We start from the raw sequence: 17,222 nt of genomic DNA, 5'->3' as shown, positions 1-17,222 counted from the left end.
AATAGCGATTATGGTTATATGAAAAAACAATTGGATCACAGTGCGCATTCGAAACCTTTATATGCACAAGTTTATGATATTTTAGTCGATAAACTGAACAAGGGTGAATATCGTAAAAATGATACCTTTCCAACAGAGGCTGAATTTCAGGAAATGTTTGGTATTAGTCGGATCACGGCGCGAAGAGCCCTTTCTGAGCTAGAAAAAGAGGGTTATGTCAAACGTTCTCGTGGGGTAGGTACGTTAGTTATTCGTAATTCGAAAAAGGCTTATGCGACTATTCATACTCAAATTTTGGGTGCGCCAACACTTCGAGTTAAACGTAAAATTATTTCGATAATCAAAATAGCACCAAATGCTGAAATTTGCGAAATAATGAATTTAGCTCAAGGTACAGAGCTGATCCGTGTTGAACGAATTATTGCCAAAGGTAAATTAAATATTCAGTACAATTGCTTCTACTTTTCACCTTGTATTGAAAGCGTCACTGAACATGACTTAGAAGAATCCATTTATTTATTCTTAGAGTCTCAAGGGCTGAACTCAAATCATTATACTGAGAAATTATCTGCAGTTATTCCGACAAAGCAGGAAATGAAGTTGCTTAATATCGATGAAAAAACACCAGTATTTTCGCGTCGCCGCATCGATTATAACAAAGCTAATGAAGCTATTTTGTATATGGAAGGTAGTTATCTTAGTGATTATTATGAATATAAAGTAAATGGAAGCTAGCATTCAGCTATATTTCATCACTTAAGAAGGTCATTATGAAAAAAGCGTTTCACATTATGGCAAAGCCAACTAGCTATCAATGTAATTTAAAATGTGATTACTGCTTTTATCTTGAAAAAGAGCATCAACAGGGATTCGGGAATCAAAAACTAAAATGCATGGACGATAATGTATTACGTGAATATATACGTCAATATATTGCATTATCCCCGGCGAATGAAATTGATTTTACTTGGCAAGGGGGAGAGCCAACCATGGCGGGGTTGGACTTCTTTAAGCGAGTTATTCATTATCAAAAACGTTATAGCAATGGTAAACAGATTTATAATAGCCTGCAAACTAATGGGGTTTTATTGAATTCTGAATGGGCTGCGTTTTTAAAAGAACACCAATTTTTAGTGGGGATTTCACTCGATGGCCCCGATTGGCTTCATGATATTTATCGTAAATCAAATTCTGGTAATTCAGTATTTAATAAAGTTATTAATGCGATTAATTTATTAAAAGAGCATCAAATTGATTTTAATATTTTAACGGTTATTAATAATGAAACAGCAAAATACCCGGAAGAAATTTATCGGTTTATTACTGAAGTTTTACATGTTAATCATGTTCAATTTATCCCAGTTGTTGAGCATGAAATGCAAAACATGCCAGTACAACACTTAAGCTACCCACAAGAAGCGGGAAGTAAACAATTAACGCCATGGTCAATTACCGGTAAGCAGTACGGTGACTTTATTAAAAAAGTGTTTGATCTATGGGTTAAAAAAGATGTCGGTAAAGTTTTTGTGCAGTTATTTGATAATTCACTTGCCGCGTGGTCTGGGGATATGCCTAGTTTTTGTGTGATGCAGCCTTCCTGTGGTTATGGATTAGTTGCAGAACAAAATGGGGATATTTATAGTTGCGACCATTTTGTTTATCCCGAATTTAAATTAGGTAATTTATTAACTAAGCCACTTAATAAATTAGTTTATAGTAAACAGCAGCAGCGTTTTGGGCAGCAAAAATTAAATCTTTCTACCGCATGTCAGCAGTGTGAGTTTAAATTTGCTTGTCATGGTGGTTGTCCGAAACATCGAACATTAAAAGTAGAAAATAAATGGCATAATCATTTATGTGAGGGGTATAAGGCTATTTTCTCTCATATTGATCCTTATATGCGATTTATGGCGAATGAACTGAAATATTATCGATCACCTACATCCATAATGGACAATTTGCATTTATTTCATCAATCCCATGTAGTCACTAATAATATTCCTATCAGACAGGTAAATTAGTTTTCTCTGTCGAATCTGATAAAAGACAGCTAGTCATAACTTCTTAATAAGAGATAAAAAAATACCGGAAAGTAGAACTTTCCGGTATCGATTGACGATGACTAAAATATCAGAGATTCAGTAAATTAATCCTGAATACCCAGCTTTTTCTCCAAATAGTGGATGTTAGTACCACCTTTTTGGAAATTCTCATCATTCATGATCATTTGGTGCAGTTCAATATTGGTCTTAATGCCATCGATGATTAGTTCATTTAGCGCATTTTTCATTCGAGAAATGGCAATTTCACGGGTCTCACCGAAAGTAATAAGTTTACCAATCATTGAGTCATAATACGGAGGTACGGTGTAGCCTGCGTAAATATGTGACTCCCAACGCACACCAAAACCACCTGGAGAGTGGAAACGTGTGATTGTACCTGGACTAGGCAGGAAGGTATGCGGGTCTTCTGCGTTGATACGACACTCAACAGCATGACCGTGCACAACAATTTCTTCTTGCTTCACAGATAAAGGCATACCTGAAGCAATACGCAACTGTTCTTTAATCAAGTCAATACCGGTGATCATTTCTGTCACTGGATGTTCAACTTGAATACGGGTATTCATTTCAATGAAATAAAATTCACCATTTTCGAACAGGAATTCAAACGTACCTGCACCACGATAGCCGATTTCGATACAAGCGTTAGCACAACGTTCACCGATATTGCGGCGAATTTCAGGAGTAATGCCCGGTGCTGGTGCTTCTTCAACGACTTTTTGGTGACGACGTTGCATTGAACAGTCACGTTCTGCTAAATAAATAGCATGTCCTTGACCATCAGCCATCACTTGGATTTCAATATGACGTGGATTTTCAAGGTATTTCTCCATGTAAACCATGTCATTATTGAATGCGGCTTTTGCTTCTGCACGAGTCAGATTTATTGATGATTCCAAATCTTTCTCATTACGAACAACACGCATACCGCGACCACCACCACCGCCAGACGCTTTAATGATTACTGGGTAACCAATGCGTTTGCCAATAGCTTTATTTTTTTCAGTGTCATTGCCAAGAGGGCCATCAGAGCCCGGTACGCATGGAACACCTGCAATTTTCATCGCTTTAATCGCTGAGACTTTATCACCCATTAGGCGGATGGTTTCAGCTTTTGGTCCGATAAAAATAAATCCGGATTGTTCAACTTGTTCTGCAAAATCAGCATTTTCAGACAGGAAACCATATCCTGGGTGAATAGCTTGCGCACCTGAAATTTCAGCCGCAGAAATAATTGCAGGAATATTCAGGTAGCTTTTTGCTGATGCTGCTGGGCCAATACAAATGGTTTCATCTGCCAGCAACACGTGTTTTAGATCTCTATCTGCCGTGGAGTGAACCGCCACAGTCTTAATGCCTAGTTCTTTACAGGCACGTAGAATGCGCAGTGCAATCTCTCCACGGTTAGCGATAACAATTTTTTCCAGCATGGAAACGCCTCGTTACTCGATAACAACCAATGGCTCGTCAAATTCTACTGCATCACCGTTTTGCAACAGAATGGCTTTAACAACGCCGGCTTTATCTGCTTCAATTTGGTTCATCATCTTCATCGCTTCAACGATACAAAGAGGATCACCTACGCTAACTGTTTGACCAACTTCAACAAAAGATTTTGCTTCTGGGCTTGGTGCGCGGTAGAAGGTTCCAACCATTGGGGAACGAACTTGGTGACCAGAAACAACAGCAGGTGCTACTGAAGCGGCTTCTTGAACAACAGCAACTGCGTTAGCAAGTGCAGGTTGTGGCGCAGCAGGAGCGGAATAAAATTGTTGAGGTGCCGGCATCATTTGAGACGCTGGTGCTAAGCGGCTGATACGTACTGACTCTTCACCTTCAGAAATTTCCAGTTCAGAAATGCCAGACTCTTCGACTAGTTCGATCAGCTTTTTAATTTTACGAATATCCATGGATATGATTCCGTACTCTTATATTTTAATTGAATTAATTAGATGCAGACGGTTAACCGCTGCCTGTAAAGCAAAACTGTAACCATCAGCACCAAGACCACAAATTACACCGACAGCTTGGTCGGATAAATAAGAATGTTGGCGAAATGGTTCTCTTGCATGCACATTAGATAGGTGGATCTCGATAAACGGGAGTGCCACTGCCAGTAATGCATCACGTAAGGCAACGCTAGTATGCGTGAATGCCGCTGGATTAATTAGAATAAAATCAGTATTACCTCGTGCAGCATGAATTGTATCAATCAGTTCATGTTCTGCATTTGATTGAAAATGACTTAATTTTACACCTAACTTTTCAGCTTCTAGTGTTAGCTTGGACACAATACCTGTAAGCGTTTGAGTACCGTACTTATCAGGTTCCCTCGTTCCTAGCAGGTTTAGGTTTGGTCCATTAAGAAGCAAAATGTGAATATCTTCTGTCATTGTGCTGCTAACTCCGACGATACGCCAATAGTCCGACAACATAACCTGATGTAGGCGGTTTGTCATCTCTTATCATGAAAATAAATAGATTTTTGGCTGACAAAGAACGCATTATAATTATTTCGTAGCATATAGCAGCAAAATACTGGTCTTATCAGAGAAATTACCCGAAATTATTTTATAAATTGTGCGGTAATCCATACTTTTACTTAATGATGCAAAATAAATATGGAACCGCACAAATCGCGTTATTCAGCGCGAAGATTAACAAGGGTACGCCCTGTTACCTGATTATTTAAGAGTTTTTTTGCATATTCTACTGATTGTTCTAATGTAATTTCAGAACTGATTTGTTCGTAGAATGATTCAGGCAGTAGCTGTGCCAAGCGCTCCCATACTTTTGAACGCTTCGCCGCTGGGTAATACACTGAATCGACACCTTGTAAGCGCACATTGCGTAAAATAAATGGCATCACTGTGGTGGGTAAGGTAAATCCACCTGCTAAACCGCAAGCTGCAACGGCGCCATTATAGCTAATTTGTGCTAGTAAATTGGCAAGAAGATCGCCACCAACTGTATCAATGGCACCCGCCCAAAGCTGTTTTCCTAAAGGCTTTGCCGGATGAGTATAGTCGCTGCGAGGTAAGATTTTTTTAGCGCCGATACTGCGTAAGTAATCGCTATTTTCTTCACGACCAGAAATCGCCACCACATCATAGCCAAGAGCGGTTAATAGTTGAATAGCAACGCTGCCGACTCCACCACTTGCCCCACTTACGACAACTTCGCCTTTATCGGGTGTAATGCCTGCCTCTTCTAATGCATTAACACAAAGCATTGCCGTGAAACCAGCGGTACCAATAACCATTGCTTTTCGCAAGGAAAGTGTTTCAGGTAAAGGGGTTAAATAATCGGCTGGGACTCTTGCTTGGGTTGCAAGGCCACCCCAATGAGTTTCACCTACTCCCCATCCGGTCAGTAAGACATGCTGACCCACGTGAAATCGAGGATCTTCACTGTGATGGATGACGCCGGAAAAATCGATACCAGGTACCATTGGATAATTGCGGACGACGCCAGCTTTGCCATTGATAGCAAGGGCATCTTTGTAGTTAAGTGTTGACCAGTGAATATCAACGATGACGTCACCTGATGGTAGTTTATCTGTCGATAATGCTAAAATTTCAGGGACAATTTTTTCCGCTTGTTGCTGGAGAACGAGGGCTTTCATTGTTCACTCCTAATAAGTGATTAACTATGTATTCGATTAACTTATCATATCAAAATTGCTTTTATTGGTATCAGTACGGTATTTAGGCGCTAGTTTATGTAATTAATTTGTAAAAATGCATTTTTTTTCTGGCATAAATAGGCATTTATCATGCAGAATATCGCACTGTGACGAATTCATTTTGCATACTGATATAAATATGGATTATTTCTAGTTGATAATATAGAGCGAACCATCGTTGGGTACAGCTGTTTCATTATAAAATGAGCCAGTACGTAGCAATAATTAAAATATCTTATTATTATTTGAACTTGTAGATAGAATAACTTGTCACATTGATTGAATGAAAAAGGATGGAGCATATAACAGCTAAAAAAGGGTTGTTTAATTCAAAATATGCGTAATTTTACGCAATGATGAGTATGGCTTGAATTAATAACTATTTTTGAAGTTTTTATCTGCTTCGTTTGGAAAAGAAGCATGTACAGTTAAAGTGTGTAACCCACAGATGAATTAACCATATTTAGAGAAACACCTCATTAACGCCTTGAGGCTGCTTCGAGTGGTTGGTAGAGTAGACGGGTTTATATTCGTCCCCAGCTTGCAGGATAACCCTTTCGTTATGTTTAAAAAATTTCGTGGCATGTTTTCTAATGATTTGTCGATTGACTTGGGTACAGCCAACACCCTCATCTATGTCAAAGGACAAGGCGTAAAATTAAATGAACCCTCTGTTGTTGCTATTCGTCAAGATCGCTCAGGCTCGTCAAAAAGCGTGGCTGCGGTTGGTGGTGAAGCTAAACAGATGCTGGGACGTACACCGGGTAATATTTCAGCAATCAGACCGATGAAAGATGGGGTTATCGCTGACTTTTATCTGACAGAAAAAATGTTACAGCATTTCATCAAGCAAGTGCACAGTAATAGTTTTCTGCGTCCAAGCCCTCGCGTACTGGTCTGCGTACCGGTCGGCGCGACGCAAGTTGAACGTAAAGCTATTCGTGAATCTGCATTAAGTGCAGGTGCTCGTGAAGTCTTCTTAATTGAAGAGCCAATGGCTGCCGCTATTGGGGCTGGCTTACCTGTTTCAGAAGCAACAGGTTCAATGGTTGTGGATATCGGTGGTGGTACTACTGAAGTAGCTGTTATTTCACTAAATGGTGTCGTGTACTCCTCTTCAGTGCGTATTGGTGGTGACCGTTTTGACGAAGCTATTATCAATTACGTCCGTCGTAACTACGGTTCTTTGATTGGTGAAGCGACGGCTGAGCGGATCAAACACGGTATCGGTTCTGCATTTCCGACAGATGAAGTTCTCGAAATTGAAGTTCGTGGTCGTAACCTAGCGGAAGGGGTTCCACGCGGCTTTAAAATGAATTCAAATGAAATTCTAGAAGCGTTGCAAGAACCACTAACTGGTATTGTTAGTGCCGTAATGTTAGCGCTAGAACAGTGTCCACCTGAATTAGCGTCTGATATCTCAGAACGCGGAATGGTATTAACAGGTGGTGGTGCACTGCTTCGTAACTTAGATCGTTTATTAATGGAAGAGACGGGCATCCCAGTAATCGTTGCAGAAGATCCTCTGACTTGTGTCGCCCGTGGTGGTGGTAAAGCGTTAGAGATGATTGATATGCACGGTGGTGACCTGTTTAGCGAAGACTAAATAACGCCATAGGCCGGCTGGGGAAAATTGCTCCAGCCGCTGCTTTGACTTTTTTGATTCTCTGACATTAGCGAAACTCTGCCACTCATGAAGCCAATTTTTAGGCGAGGCCCATCCCTACAGTTACGCATCTTTTTTGCAGTCATAATTGCATTAGTGCTGGTGGTGATTGACCATCGTTTTGAGCCTTTCAATAAAATCCGTAACTATTTAGACACGGCAGTCAGCCCGTTCTATTTTTTAGCGAACGGACCGCGCCAATTTCTTGATAATGTTTCTGAGAGCTTTTCTTCACGTTCACAACTTCAATTTGAAAATAAAGCGTTGAGTCAGGAACTATTACTCAAAAAAGCGGATAACCTGCTTCTCGAACAATTAAAACAAGAAAATTCCCGTTTGAGAGAGTTGTTAGGTTCGCCACTTCGTCAAGATGAGCACATGATGGTGACCCAAGTCATTTCAGGTGCCAATACACCTTATCGTGACCAAGTTGTCATTGATAAAGGCAGTAATGAAGGCGTGTATGAAGGGCAGCCCGTAATTAGTGATAAAGGCGTTGTTGGCCAAGTCGTTGGTGTGAGCTATTTTAATAGCCGGGTTTTATTGATTTGCGATACGGCTCATGCGTTACCCGTGCAAGTTTTACGCAATGATGTTCGTGTGATTGCTGCGGGTTCTGGATGTGCAGATGACCTTTTATTGGAGCCATTACCTGAAAATACGGATATTCGTGTGGGCGATGTGCTTGTGACTTCCGGTCTTGGTGGTCGTTTTCCTGAAGGTTATCCTGTTGCTGTTGTGTCAGCGGTAAAGCATGATACTCAACGGGCTTATACAATAATCAGTGCAAGGCCAAGTGCAGAGCTTCAACGACTACGTTATTTATTATTATTATGGGGTAATGGGAGTGAACCTGCGGTTCCAATGCCACCGTCTGAAGTTTATCGTGCGGCAAATGAGCGTTTGATGAAAGTTCTTCCTCAAGTGCTGCCTAATCCGAGCGAAATACAAGGGCCACCATTGCCACCATCGCCGGAACCACAGCCATAATAAGGGTAAACAATATGGTTATGGGTAGGAGAATTAACTAAATGGATGAATACCGTGGCAATGGTCGTGGCATTATTTGGTTATCTTTTTTTATTGCATTGATCCTGCAAGTGATGCCTTGGCCTGAACAATTAGCTTTCTATCGTCCCACATGGCTATTATTAATCCTGATTTATTGGGTGATGGCGTTACCTCATCGTGTTAGCGTCGGAACAAGCTTTGTTTTAGGTGTGATTGTCGATTCTATTCAAGGCTCGGCATTAGGGGTTCATGGCCTTTCATTTAGCATTATTTGCTACCTCGTCTCGTATAAGCATCAATTATTAAGAAATATGGCACTTTGGCAGCAAGCCTTAGTCATCGCCTTTCTTACCGTAATTCAAGATTTATCAGTCTTTTGGGCTGAATTTCTATCTTCACAGGTATTATTCCATCCACAAGTATTCTGGAATAGTCCAGTGAATGGTATTCTGTGGCCATGGTTATTTTTGTTATTACGAAAAATTCGTCGTCAGTTCTCAGTGTGTTAAGACTTTAGCTGTCGGCAAGCATTGGAAATATTGCTTATGAGTCTGATTTATTTGGCATCAGGTTCACCGAGAAGACGGGAACTGGTGCAATTACTTGACTACCATTTTGAAATTTTACGTCCTGAAGTGGAAGAAAAATGGCAGCAAGGAGAACAACCGCAAGAATATGTACAACGTTTAGCAAGAGAAAAATCGTTGGCAGGTGTCGCGATTGCACCACAAGATAGACCCGTTTTAGGTGCTGATACAATTGTTGTCCTAAACGGAGAAATATTAGAAAAGCCGCGTGATGCCGCACATGCCGAAGAAATACTGCGTACATTATCCGGACATACACATCAGGTGATGACGGCGATTGCATTATCGGACAGTCGTTTGACGTTAAATTCACTGATTGTGACAGATGTGACATTCCGCGAGTTATCTTTGTCAGAAATACATGATTATATCCAATCAGGCGAACCAATGGATAAAGCCGGCGCTTATGGTATACAAGGCATTGGTGGGCGTTTTATTCGTCGCATTAATGGTAGCTACCATGCTGTTGTTGGTTTACCGTTGGTCGAAACAGATGAATTAATACAGCAATTTTTAGCGTAAGGTTGATGGTAAGGGAAACTTATGACTGCAGAGCTATTAGTAAACATTACACCATCTGAAACGCGCGTTGCTTATATCGATGGTGGAATTTTACAAGAAATACATGTTGAGCGAGAAGCAAAAAGAGGACTAGTAGGGAATATTTACAAAGGCCGTGTGAGTCGTGTGTTGCCGGGTATGCAGGCGGCCTTTGTTGATATTGGTCTGGATAAAGCCGCTTTTTTGCACGCTTCCGACATCATGCCACATACTGAATGTATTGCGGGTGATGAGCGAAAAAACTTTCATGTCAGAGATATCGCGGAATTAGTTAAACAAGGTCAAGACCTGATTGTACAAGTGGTGAAAGACCCTCTGGGTACTAAAGGTGCGCGATTAACTACAGATATTACATTACCTTCTCGTTATTTAGTTTTTATGCCTGGGGCGTCCCATGTTGGCGTTTCTCAGCGTATTGATAGTGAGACTGAGCGGGAGCGTTTAAAGTCTTGTGTGGCTCAGTACTGTGATGAAAACGGTGGGTTTATCATTCGTACTGCGGCAGAAGGTGTCGGTGAAGAAGAAGTTAAGCAAGATGCTGCATTTTTAAAACGTTTATGGGCTAAAGTCATTGAGCGTAAAAAGCGCAATGTCACGCGGACAAAAATTTATGGCGAGCTTTCTCTCGCATATCGAATTATTCGTGATTTTGCTGGGGCATCACTCGATAGAATTCGTGTTGACTCCCGTTTGACCTATACTCAACTCCAAGAGTTTGTTGAAGAGTATGTGCCTGAAATGACGGCAAAGCTTGAGCTTTACCAAGGCAATCAACCTATTTTTGACCTTTTTGATGTTGAAAATGAAATTCAACGGGCAATGGAAAGAAAAGTTGAATTAAAATCAGGTGGTTACCTGATTATCGATCAGACAGAAGCAATGACCACCATTGATATCAATACGGGGGCTTTTGTTGGTCATCGTAATCTTGAAGAGACCATTTTTAATACTAACATTGAAGCGACTCAATCTATTGCGAGACAATTGCGCCTGAGAAATTTAGGTGGGATTATTATTATTGATTTTATCGATATGACAGATGCTGAACATCGTCGACGCGTTTTAGCTTCATTAGAGCAAGCTTTAAGCAAAGATAAAGTGAAAACAACGATCAGTCATTTTTCGCAGCTTGGTTTAGTGGAAATGACCCGTAAACGTACCAGAGAAAGTCTTGAACATGTTCTGTGTGACGATTGCCCGACTTGCCAAGGTCGAGGAACGGTAAAATCGGTTGAAACCGTGTGTTATGAAATTTTACGTGAGATAGTTAGGGTTCACCGTACTATCGATGCCGATAGATTCTTAGTTTACGCTGCCCAATCAGTTGTTGATGTACTCAAAGGTGATGAGTCACATGCTTTAGCTGAGGTTGAGATTTTCGTGGGTAAACAAGTTAAAGTTCAGACTGAACCTTTGTATAGTCAGGAACGTTTTGATGTCGTGATGATGTAGCACATTCGTGCATAGGAGAAATCGGTGAAACGACTGCCACGCGTTGTATTAGTAACGACAGCTGTTGTATTGTTGCTTTGCGCGTTAGTGTTGACGGGGCTACGCTTTTTCTTACCAAACATTAATAGCTATCGGCAAGATATTGTTTCTTATATTGAAAAACGTGCAGATATTGCATTACAAATCGGTAATATTGATGGGGCTTGGCAATATTTTGGCCCTGTATTTACCTTGTCGGATGTTGCTCTTAAAAGTGAAACGACAGATGCGAGCATCAGTAAAATTACAGTTGAATTGGATATTTGGCATTCACTGTTTTCACTGCGCTGGCGTTTTCGCGATCTGACATTTTATCAACTCAATGTTGATCATAAAACGCCATTTAGTTTAGATGGGTCAACTAACGATCAATCCTTTGATGGCATTGAAGATCTGTTTTTACATCAATTTGATCACTTCGTCTTAAAAAATAGCCAATTCACTTTTCTTACCCCCTCTGAACAAAAAATGACGCTGATTTTACCTGAGCTTTCTTGGCTCAATCAAAATGAACGTCATCGTGCTCAAGGATTCGTTAGCCTTGAAACGCTTAATAAGCAGCGTAGTTACTTACAAATCAAACTCGATGTATCTGATAAAAATGGTACTTTGAGTGACGGTATTTTCTATTTACAGGCCGATAATATTGATATGCAACCTTGGTTAAGTCGTTGGTTGCGTGAAAATACCAGTTTGCGAGATGCTAATTTCAGTCTTTCTTCTTGGGTGACGATTAAAAATAGCCGTATCGATAATGGTCTTGTCCAATTACGTCAGGGCGAAGCTAATTGGGGAAGCGATGAGTTAACGCAAAACCTGCAAGTTAATGATTTATTAGTCCGAATGAAGCGTCAAGGTAATGGATGGTTATTTAATATTCCAGAGCTTGATACGTTAAAAACCAATGAATACATTTGGCCTCAAGGTAGTGTTTCTGTTCTTTATTTGCCTTCATCAAAAAAATATCAAAATAAGGACCATTGGCGAATTCGCGCTAAAAATATTGAACTTGAGCGCCTTAGTGAAGTGTTGCCTACATTTTCGTTTGTCACCCCTGACATGGTACAAGATTGGCAACACCGTCAGCCAACAGGTGTCGTCACTGAGTTCTCCCTAGATGTAACGCAGGACACTGTTGAGCATACACAAATAAGTATGGATTGGCAGGATGTTAGCTGGAAAAAATGGAAGCAATTACCTTCTGTTAATCACTTTAGTGGCGTATTGAATGGCGGAACGGACGGCGGAAATCTCTCTTTTTCATTACTCAATAGTGATGTTGATTATCAGGATGAATTTAAAGCTCCTTTTGAAATAAGCCGTGCTACAGGCCAGTTAAATTGGTTGAATAACGACAGTGAATTTAAATTATGGAGCCAGTCACTGGATGTCCAAGCTAAATCTTTGTGGGTAAATGGTGAATTTACCTATGCGCAAGCGAAAAAAGACCCTTATGCCGATCTCGCTATTCTTGCTGGAATACGCTTAGAGGATGCAGGTGATGCCTGGCGTTATTTTCCACAAAAATTAATGGGACAAGATGTTGCTGATTATCTGACAAAAGCCATTATTGCGGGTCATGTAGATAACGCAACGTTGGTATATAAAGGAGATCCAGCACATTTCCCTTATGATAATAACGATGGTCAGTTTCAGGTCTTTGTGCCACTGAGAGAGGCAACTTTTGAATATGATGATCAATGGCCCGCGCTATTAAATTTAGACCTTGACCTTGATTTTAAACGTGCAAGTCTTGCGATGCATACTGATAGCGTTAAGTTAGGCAATGCGACAGCAACAAATTTAGATGCCGTTATTCGTAATTATCATGATGAAATGTTATTTATCGATGCGGGCATCAGTGGCACGGGATCGCAAATTCAGCAGTATTTCACGCATACGCCAATGAAGCATTCGATTGGAGATACGCTAGAAGAGTTACAAATCGGTGGTGTGGTCAATGGCAATCTCGAGTTGTCTATTCCACTTTCTGAGGGCAAAGATGTTGTCGCGAAAGGGCAGGTCAATCTCAATAAAAATGATTTATACATCCAACCTATTGATAGCAAACTATCGGCATTAACGGGCAGTTTTCGATTTAATAATGGCGATTTGACGAGCGATCAAATTCAAGCGCAATGGTTTGGTCAGCCAATTTCTGTTGATTTTTCAACATTGGCGGGAAGCAAAGATTATCAAGTTGATGTTAATTTAACGGGTAATTGGGCTTTGAATAAATTGGCGATGATCCCGAATGAGATTAAACAGAAAGTTTCTGGAACCAGTGATTGGAAAAGTCATATTAAGATAACTTTACCAGATTCAATAAAAGCAAAACCGGCATTAGACATTGAGATTACCGCCGGACTGAAACAGTTAAAAAGCCAATTACCCGCACTTGATAGTGCACTTTTACAGCAGCTTGGCCAAATAAATGTACAGGCTAAGGGAACAACGGAACAGCTCGTTGTGAGCGGGGATATTGGCCAACGTCTTGGTTTTAATACTGAATGGCTGCTAAATAGCGACCCGTTAAAACTGCAAAAAGCGCATATCGCTAAGTGGAATGGCAAGACCCTTGATTTACCTAAAACAGCGATTATTTTAGTCGATTTACCTGCAATAACAGATGTGAATTGGGAAAAGTTGGGTAGCTCATTTTTGTCTTCTAATGTGGGTGGTGGTGTCGCTAAAGTTGGGTTACCTGAAATTGTACAAGTGAAGGCTCCATCCCTTTATTTAGCTGGGCAGACATGGAAAGATGTCAGTTTTTCATACAACTTGTGGACCAGTGAGCAACTGGTGAGTGTCGAAAGTGAAAATCTAAAAGGACAGTTGCAAATTTTTGAGCATCTGCCTTGGGTTTTAACGGCTGATTATCTGTATTACAACCCCTCTTCTTTTTCTGATTCGCAGAATGACCCAACACAACCTTCAGAATTTAATTTCAGCCGTTGGCCTGCGATTAATATTCATTGTCGAGATTGCTGGGTTGGCGGGCAAAAATTGGGTGAAATTAAAGCCAATTTGCAACCTCAAGGGGATGTATTGAAGTTAACGGGTGGGACACTTAACAATAGTGCTGCGCAGCTAAAACTAGATGCTTTATGGCGTGGTGGCAAGGTTAATGAAACTGAAATAGCAGGCTCTTTAACGGGAGAGGCATTTGATGAAACCGCAGCTTATCTCGGTATTTTAGTGCCGATTATTGAATCGCCTTATACTATTGAGTTTGATTTGAATTGGAAAAATGTGCCTTGGTCACCTGATTTAGCGACTTTAAATGGTAAGTTATCCGCTAATCTGGGTAAAGGCGCTATTGCGCAAATGGGCGGCGGTCGCGCGGGTCAAATTTTACGCTTAGTCAGTTTTGATGCTTTATTGCGTAAACTTCGATTAGATTTTCGCGATACTTTCAGTGATGATTTTGATTTTGATTCGATTAAAGGGAATGCTTCTATTCATAATGGTATTCTCTCATCAAAAAATTTATACCTTGATGGATTAGTGGCAGATATTGCATTAAACGGTGAAATTGATTTAGTTAAACGTCAAATTAATTTAGAGGCGGTCATTACACCTGAAATTTCTGCTACAGTAGGTGTAGCAACTGCATTTGTGATTAATCCATTTGCAGGAGCAGCCGTATTTGCGGCGTCTAAAGTGCTCGGGCCGCTATGGAGTAAAATCTCCGTTATTCGGTACCGTGTTACCGGTAGTATGGACGAGCCAAAAATTGATGAAGTATTACGTCAACTAAAGGAGACTCAAGAGTAATGAAAAATGGCAACGTTGCACTTTTGCAGTTATGTAGCGGAAATAATACTAAACACAATTTGGCGCAGATAGAACAACAGATCAAACAGCTGCCAGAATCGGTTGAATTGGTATTAACGCCTGAAAATGCACTGTTATTTGCAGATGCAGCCACTTACCGTAAAAAGGCAGAAGTGGAAGGTAAAGGCCCATTACAAGATGCGATCAGCGCGATGGCGAAACGTTATAACCTATGGATTTTAATAGGTTCGATGCCAATGATTAGCCGTGAAGATCCTGAGCGCATTACGAGCACTAGCCTATTATTTGATTCAGAAGGTAACATCAAAGCGCGTTATGATAAAATTCATATGTTTGATGTGAATCTTGAAGATGAACAAGGTACCTATAACGAATCGGTCATTTATCAACGTGGTGAACACATCACGGTTGTTGATACCCCTGTTGGGCGCTTAGGTATGACAATTTGTTATGATTTACGTTTCCCCGGCTTATTTCAAGCATTACGTGAACAAGGCGCTGAAATTATTTCTGTACCTGCTGCATTTACACGCTATACAGGGCAAGCCCATTGGGAACCTTTATTACGTGCCAGAGCGATTGAAAACCAATGCTATGTTTTAGCGCCTGCCCAAGTTGGAGTACATGGCGGTACTCGCCGTACTTGGGGGCACACCATGGCTGTTGATGGTTGGGGCAAAGTGATTAAAAAGAATGTGGATGCGGTTGCGTCCATCGTATTGAATATTAAAACCGACAGTTTGAGTGTCATGCGTGAGCAAATAAAAGTGGTGAAACATAACCGCTTTAGACCGCAACTGACATCATTAATTAAAAAAGACACGACAACTAAAGAGTAATAAATATGAGTTTAGCTTCTGTCAGCGACCATTTGCTGACCGCCAATCGTCTTGGGCAAGAAAATCTATATGACATTTTAGGCCTGCTATCTGAGCGCCATCTTGATTACGCTGATTTATTTTTTCAGTCAAGTTTCCATGAGTCGTGGGTGCTTGAAGATAGGATCATCAAAGATGGTTCTTATAACATTGACCAAGGTGTAGGTGTGAGAGCGGTTAGCGGCGAAAAAACCGGTTTTGCTTATGCCGATCAAATTTCACTGCTCGCACTAACACAGAGTGCAACAGCAGCGCGCAGTATTGTTAGTGAGCTCGGTTCGGGTAAATCGAAAGTTCTCACGAATGTTGAATATAAACAATTATATTCACAAGCTGACCCGTTAAATAGTTTATCTCGTGAGCAGAAAATTGATTTGCTGCACCGTGTTGATCAAATCGCAAGAGCAGAAGACCCTCGTGTCATTGAAGTTAATGCCAGTTTAACCGGTGTGTATGAGCAAATATTGGTCGCAGCCATTGATGGTACTTTAGCCGCTGATATTCGCCCATTAGTTCGTTTATCGGTCAGTGTATTAGTTGAGCATGATGGTAAGCGTGAACGTGGTGCGAGTGGCGGCGGTGGTCGTTATGGATATGAATACTTTTTAGAAACTCATCAAGGTCAAATTATTGCTGAGCAATATGCACGTGAAGCCGTGCGTATGGCATTAGTTAATTTATCGGCTATTGCAGCACCTGCCGGTATGATGCCTGTCGTTTTAGGTGCGGGTTGGCCAGGTGTATTGTTACATGAAGCAGTAGGGCACGGACTTGAAGGTGATTTTAATCGTCGCGGTACGTCGGTGTTCTCTGGCCAAATGGGCGAGCAGGTTGCATCATCACTTTGTACTGTTGTAGATGACGGTACTATTGTGGGGCGTCGTGGTTCATTGGCGGTCGACGATGAAGGTGTACCTGGCCAATATAACGTCCTAATAGAAAATGGTATTTTGCGTAATTATATTCAGGATAAACTGAATGCACGATTAATGGGTGTTGCACCAACAGGTAATGCACGTCGTGAATCTTATGCCCATTTACCGATGCCTCGTATGACAAATACCTATATGTTGGCGGGTTCTTCAACACCGGAAGAAATAATTGCCAGTGTCGAAAAAGGGATTTATGCACCAAACTTTGGTGGTGGTCAGGTCGATATTACGTCAGGTAAATTTGTGTTCTCAACATCTGAAGCGTATTTGATTGAAAACGGAAAAATCACCTCGCCAGTAAAAGGCGCAACCTTGATTGGCTCTGGGGTTGAAGCAATGCAGCAAATTTCCATGGTCGGTAATGATTTAGCCTTAGACCAAGGCGTTGGTGTTTGCGGTAAAGAAGGACAAAGCGTGCCTGTAGGTGTTGGTCAACCAACCTTGAAACTCGACAAATTGACAGTGGGTGGTACGGCATAGCTCCCCATACAATATCCCTAGGAGCCTACAAAAGTAGGTGACTAGGGTGAGTGAGCGTAGCTAACACGGC

The 17,222-nt window shown here is 41.0% G+C and carries 14 protein-coding genes; 10 read left to right on the top strand and 4 right to left on the bottom strand.

Going from position 1 to position 17,222, the window contains the following annotated elements:
* Window positions 1-18 precede the first annotated feature (18 nt).
* Together ACTH6U_RS18245 and ACTH6U_RS18240 are read left to right on the top strand one after the other, a co-directional pair.
* Window positions 19-735, top strand: coding sequence for a GntR family transcriptional regulator (locus ACTH6U_RS18245; RefSeq protein WP_294106444.1), 717 nt, complete (start codon window positions 19-21; stop codon window positions 733-735).
* Window positions 736-770: 35 nt separating this feature from the next.
* The gene (locus ACTH6U_RS18240) at window positions 771-2,021 is read left to right on the top strand and encodes an anaerobic sulfatase maturase (RefSeq protein ID WP_441832841.1); all 1,251 of its coding nucleotides are present in this window, start codon (window positions 771-773) and stop codon (window positions 2,019-2,021) included.
* 125 nt (window positions 2,022-2,146) lie between these two features.
* Here ACTH6U_RS18240 and accC read toward each other — a convergent pair whose 3' ends face one another.
* The 4 genes from accC to acuI form a co-directional block, all read right to left on the bottom strand.
* Entirely contained in the window at window positions 2,147-3,493 is a 1,347-nt protein-coding gene (gene accC, locus ACTH6U_RS18235) for an acetyl-CoA carboxylase biotin carboxylase subunit (RefSeq protein ID WP_294106448.1), read from the bottom strand.
* A gap of 12 nt (window positions 3,494-3,505) precedes the next feature.
* The gene (accB, locus tag ACTH6U_RS18230; RefSeq protein WP_294106450.1) at window positions 3,506-3,973 is read right to left on the bottom strand and encodes an acetyl-CoA carboxylase biotin carboxyl carrier protein; all 468 of its coding nucleotides are present in this window, start codon (window positions 3,971-3,973) and stop codon (window positions 3,506-3,508) included.
* A gap of 18 nt (window positions 3,974-3,991) precedes the next feature.
* Window positions 3,992-4,456: a type II 3-dehydroquinate dehydratase gene (aroQ, locus tag ACTH6U_RS18225; protein ID WP_294106953.1), complete on the bottom strand. Its 465-nt coding sequence runs from the start codon at window positions 4,454-4,456 to the stop codon at window positions 3,992-3,994.
* A gap of 248 nt (window positions 4,457-4,704) precedes the next feature.
* Window positions 4,705-5,688, bottom strand: a complete 984-nt coding sequence (acuI, locus tag ACTH6U_RS18220; RefSeq protein WP_441832840.1) for an acrylyl-CoA reductase (NADPH) — start codon at window positions 5,686-5,688, stop codon at window positions 4,705-4,707.
* Between the two features lie 622 nt (window positions 5,689-6,310).
* On the opposite strand from acuI, the gene ACTH6U_RS18215 reads away from it, so the two are divergent.
* The 8 genes from ACTH6U_RS18215 to tldD all read left to right on the top strand — a co-directional run bounded on the left by ACTH6U_RS18215 (window position 6,311) and on the right by tldD (window position 17,152).
* Window positions 6,311-7,354, top strand: a complete 1,044-nt coding sequence (locus ACTH6U_RS18215; protein WP_294106454.1) for a rod shape-determining protein — start codon at window positions 6,311-6,313, stop codon at window positions 7,352-7,354.
* An 87-nt stretch (window positions 7,355-7,441) separates the two neighbouring features.
* Window positions 7,442-8,404: a rod shape-determining protein MreC gene (gene mreC, locus ACTH6U_RS18210; protein WP_294106456.1), complete on the top strand. Its 963-nt coding sequence runs from the start codon at window positions 7,442-7,444 to the stop codon at window positions 8,402-8,404.
* A gap of 41 nt (window positions 8,405-8,445) precedes the next feature.
* Complete coding sequence (gene mreD, locus ACTH6U_RS18205; protein WP_294106459.1) at window positions 8,446-8,934, top strand: rod shape-determining protein MreD; 489 nt, start codon at window positions 8,446-8,448, stop codon at window positions 8,932-8,934.
* Between the two features lie 36 nt (window positions 8,935-8,970).
* A complete protein-coding gene (locus ACTH6U_RS18200) occupies window positions 8,971-9,534 on the top strand; it encodes a Maf family protein (protein WP_294106460.1) in 564 nt (187 codons plus the stop codon).
* A gap of 21 nt (window positions 9,535-9,555) precedes the next feature.
* Entirely contained in the window at window positions 9,556-11,025 is a 1,470-nt protein-coding gene (gene rng, locus ACTH6U_RS18195; protein WP_294106462.1) for a ribonuclease G, read from the top strand.
* A gap of 24 nt (window positions 11,026-11,049) precedes the next feature.
* Entirely contained in the window at window positions 11,050-14,841 is a 3,792-nt protein-coding gene (gene yhdP, locus ACTH6U_RS18190; protein WP_441832839.1) for an AsmA2 domain-containing protein YhdP, read from the top strand.
* A complete protein-coding gene (gene nit1 / locus ACTH6U_RS18185) occupies window positions 14,841-15,701 on the top strand; it encodes a deaminated glutathione amidase (protein WP_294106467.1) in 861 nt (286 codons plus the stop codon). Before yhdP ends, nit1 begins: the two co-directional genes overlap by 1 nt.
* A gap of 5 nt (window positions 15,702-15,706) precedes the next feature.
* Complete coding sequence (tldD, locus tag ACTH6U_RS18180; RefSeq protein WP_434719885.1) at window positions 15,707-17,152, top strand: metalloprotease TldD; 1,446 nt, start codon at window positions 15,707-15,709, stop codon at window positions 17,150-17,152.
* The last annotated feature ends 70 nt before the right edge of the window (window positions 17,153-17,222 follow it).

This window comes from Providencia sp. (assembly GCF_052096715.1).
Lineage (GTDB): Bacteria > Pseudomonadota > Gammaproteobacteria > Enterobacterales > Enterobacteriaceae > Providencia.
The sequence above is the reverse complement of the archived record's forward strand: the minus strand, read 5'-3'. Positions and strand labels throughout refer to the sequence as shown.

Bases quoted from the DNA above. Each gene is read 5' to 3' on its own strand.
- ACTH6U_RS18245 (WP_294106444.1), top strand. From the start codon at position 19: ATGAAAAAACAATTGGATCACAGTGCGCATTCGAAACCTTTATATGCA.
- ACTH6U_RS18240 (WP_441832841.1), top strand. From the start codon at position 771: ATGAAAAAAGCGTTTCACATTATGGCAAAGCCAACTAGCTATCAATGT.
- accC (WP_294106448.1), bottom strand. From the start codon at position 3,493: ATGCTGGAAAAAATTGTTATCGCTAACCGTGGAGAGATTGCACTGCGC.
- accB (WP_294106450.1), bottom strand. From the start codon at position 3,973: ATGGATATTCGTAAAATTAAAAAGCTGATCGAACTAGTCGAAGAGTCT.
- aroQ (WP_294106953.1), bottom strand. From the start codon at position 4,456: ATGACAGAAGATATTCACATTTTGCTTCTTAATGGACCAAACCTAAAC.
- acuI (WP_441832840.1), bottom strand. From the start codon at position 5,688: ATGAAAGCCCTCGTTCTCCAGCAACAAGCGGAAAAAATTGTCCCTGAA.
- ACTH6U_RS18215 (WP_294106454.1), top strand. From the start codon at position 6,311: ATGTTTAAAAAATTTCGTGGCATGTTTTCTAATGATTTGTCGATTGAC.
- mreC (WP_294106456.1), top strand. From the start codon at position 7,442: ATGAAGCCAATTTTTAGGCGAGGCCCATCCCTACAGTTACGCATCTTT.
- mreD (WP_294106459.1), top strand. From the start codon at position 8,446: ATGGATGAATACCGTGGCAATGGTCGTGGCATTATTTGGTTATCTTTT.
- ACTH6U_RS18200 (WP_294106460.1), top strand. From the start codon at position 8,971: ATGAGTCTGATTTATTTGGCATCAGGTTCACCGAGAAGACGGGAACTG.
- rng (WP_294106462.1), top strand. From the start codon at position 9,556: ATGACTGCAGAGCTATTAGTAAACATTACACCATCTGAAACGCGCGTT.
- nit1 (WP_294106467.1), top strand. From the start codon at position 14,841: ATGAAAAATGGCAACGTTGCACTTTTGCAGTTATGTAGCGGAAATAAT.
- tldD (WP_434719885.1), top strand. From the start codon at position 15,707: ATGAGTTTAGCTTCTGTCAGCGACCATTTGCTGACCGCCAATCGTCTT.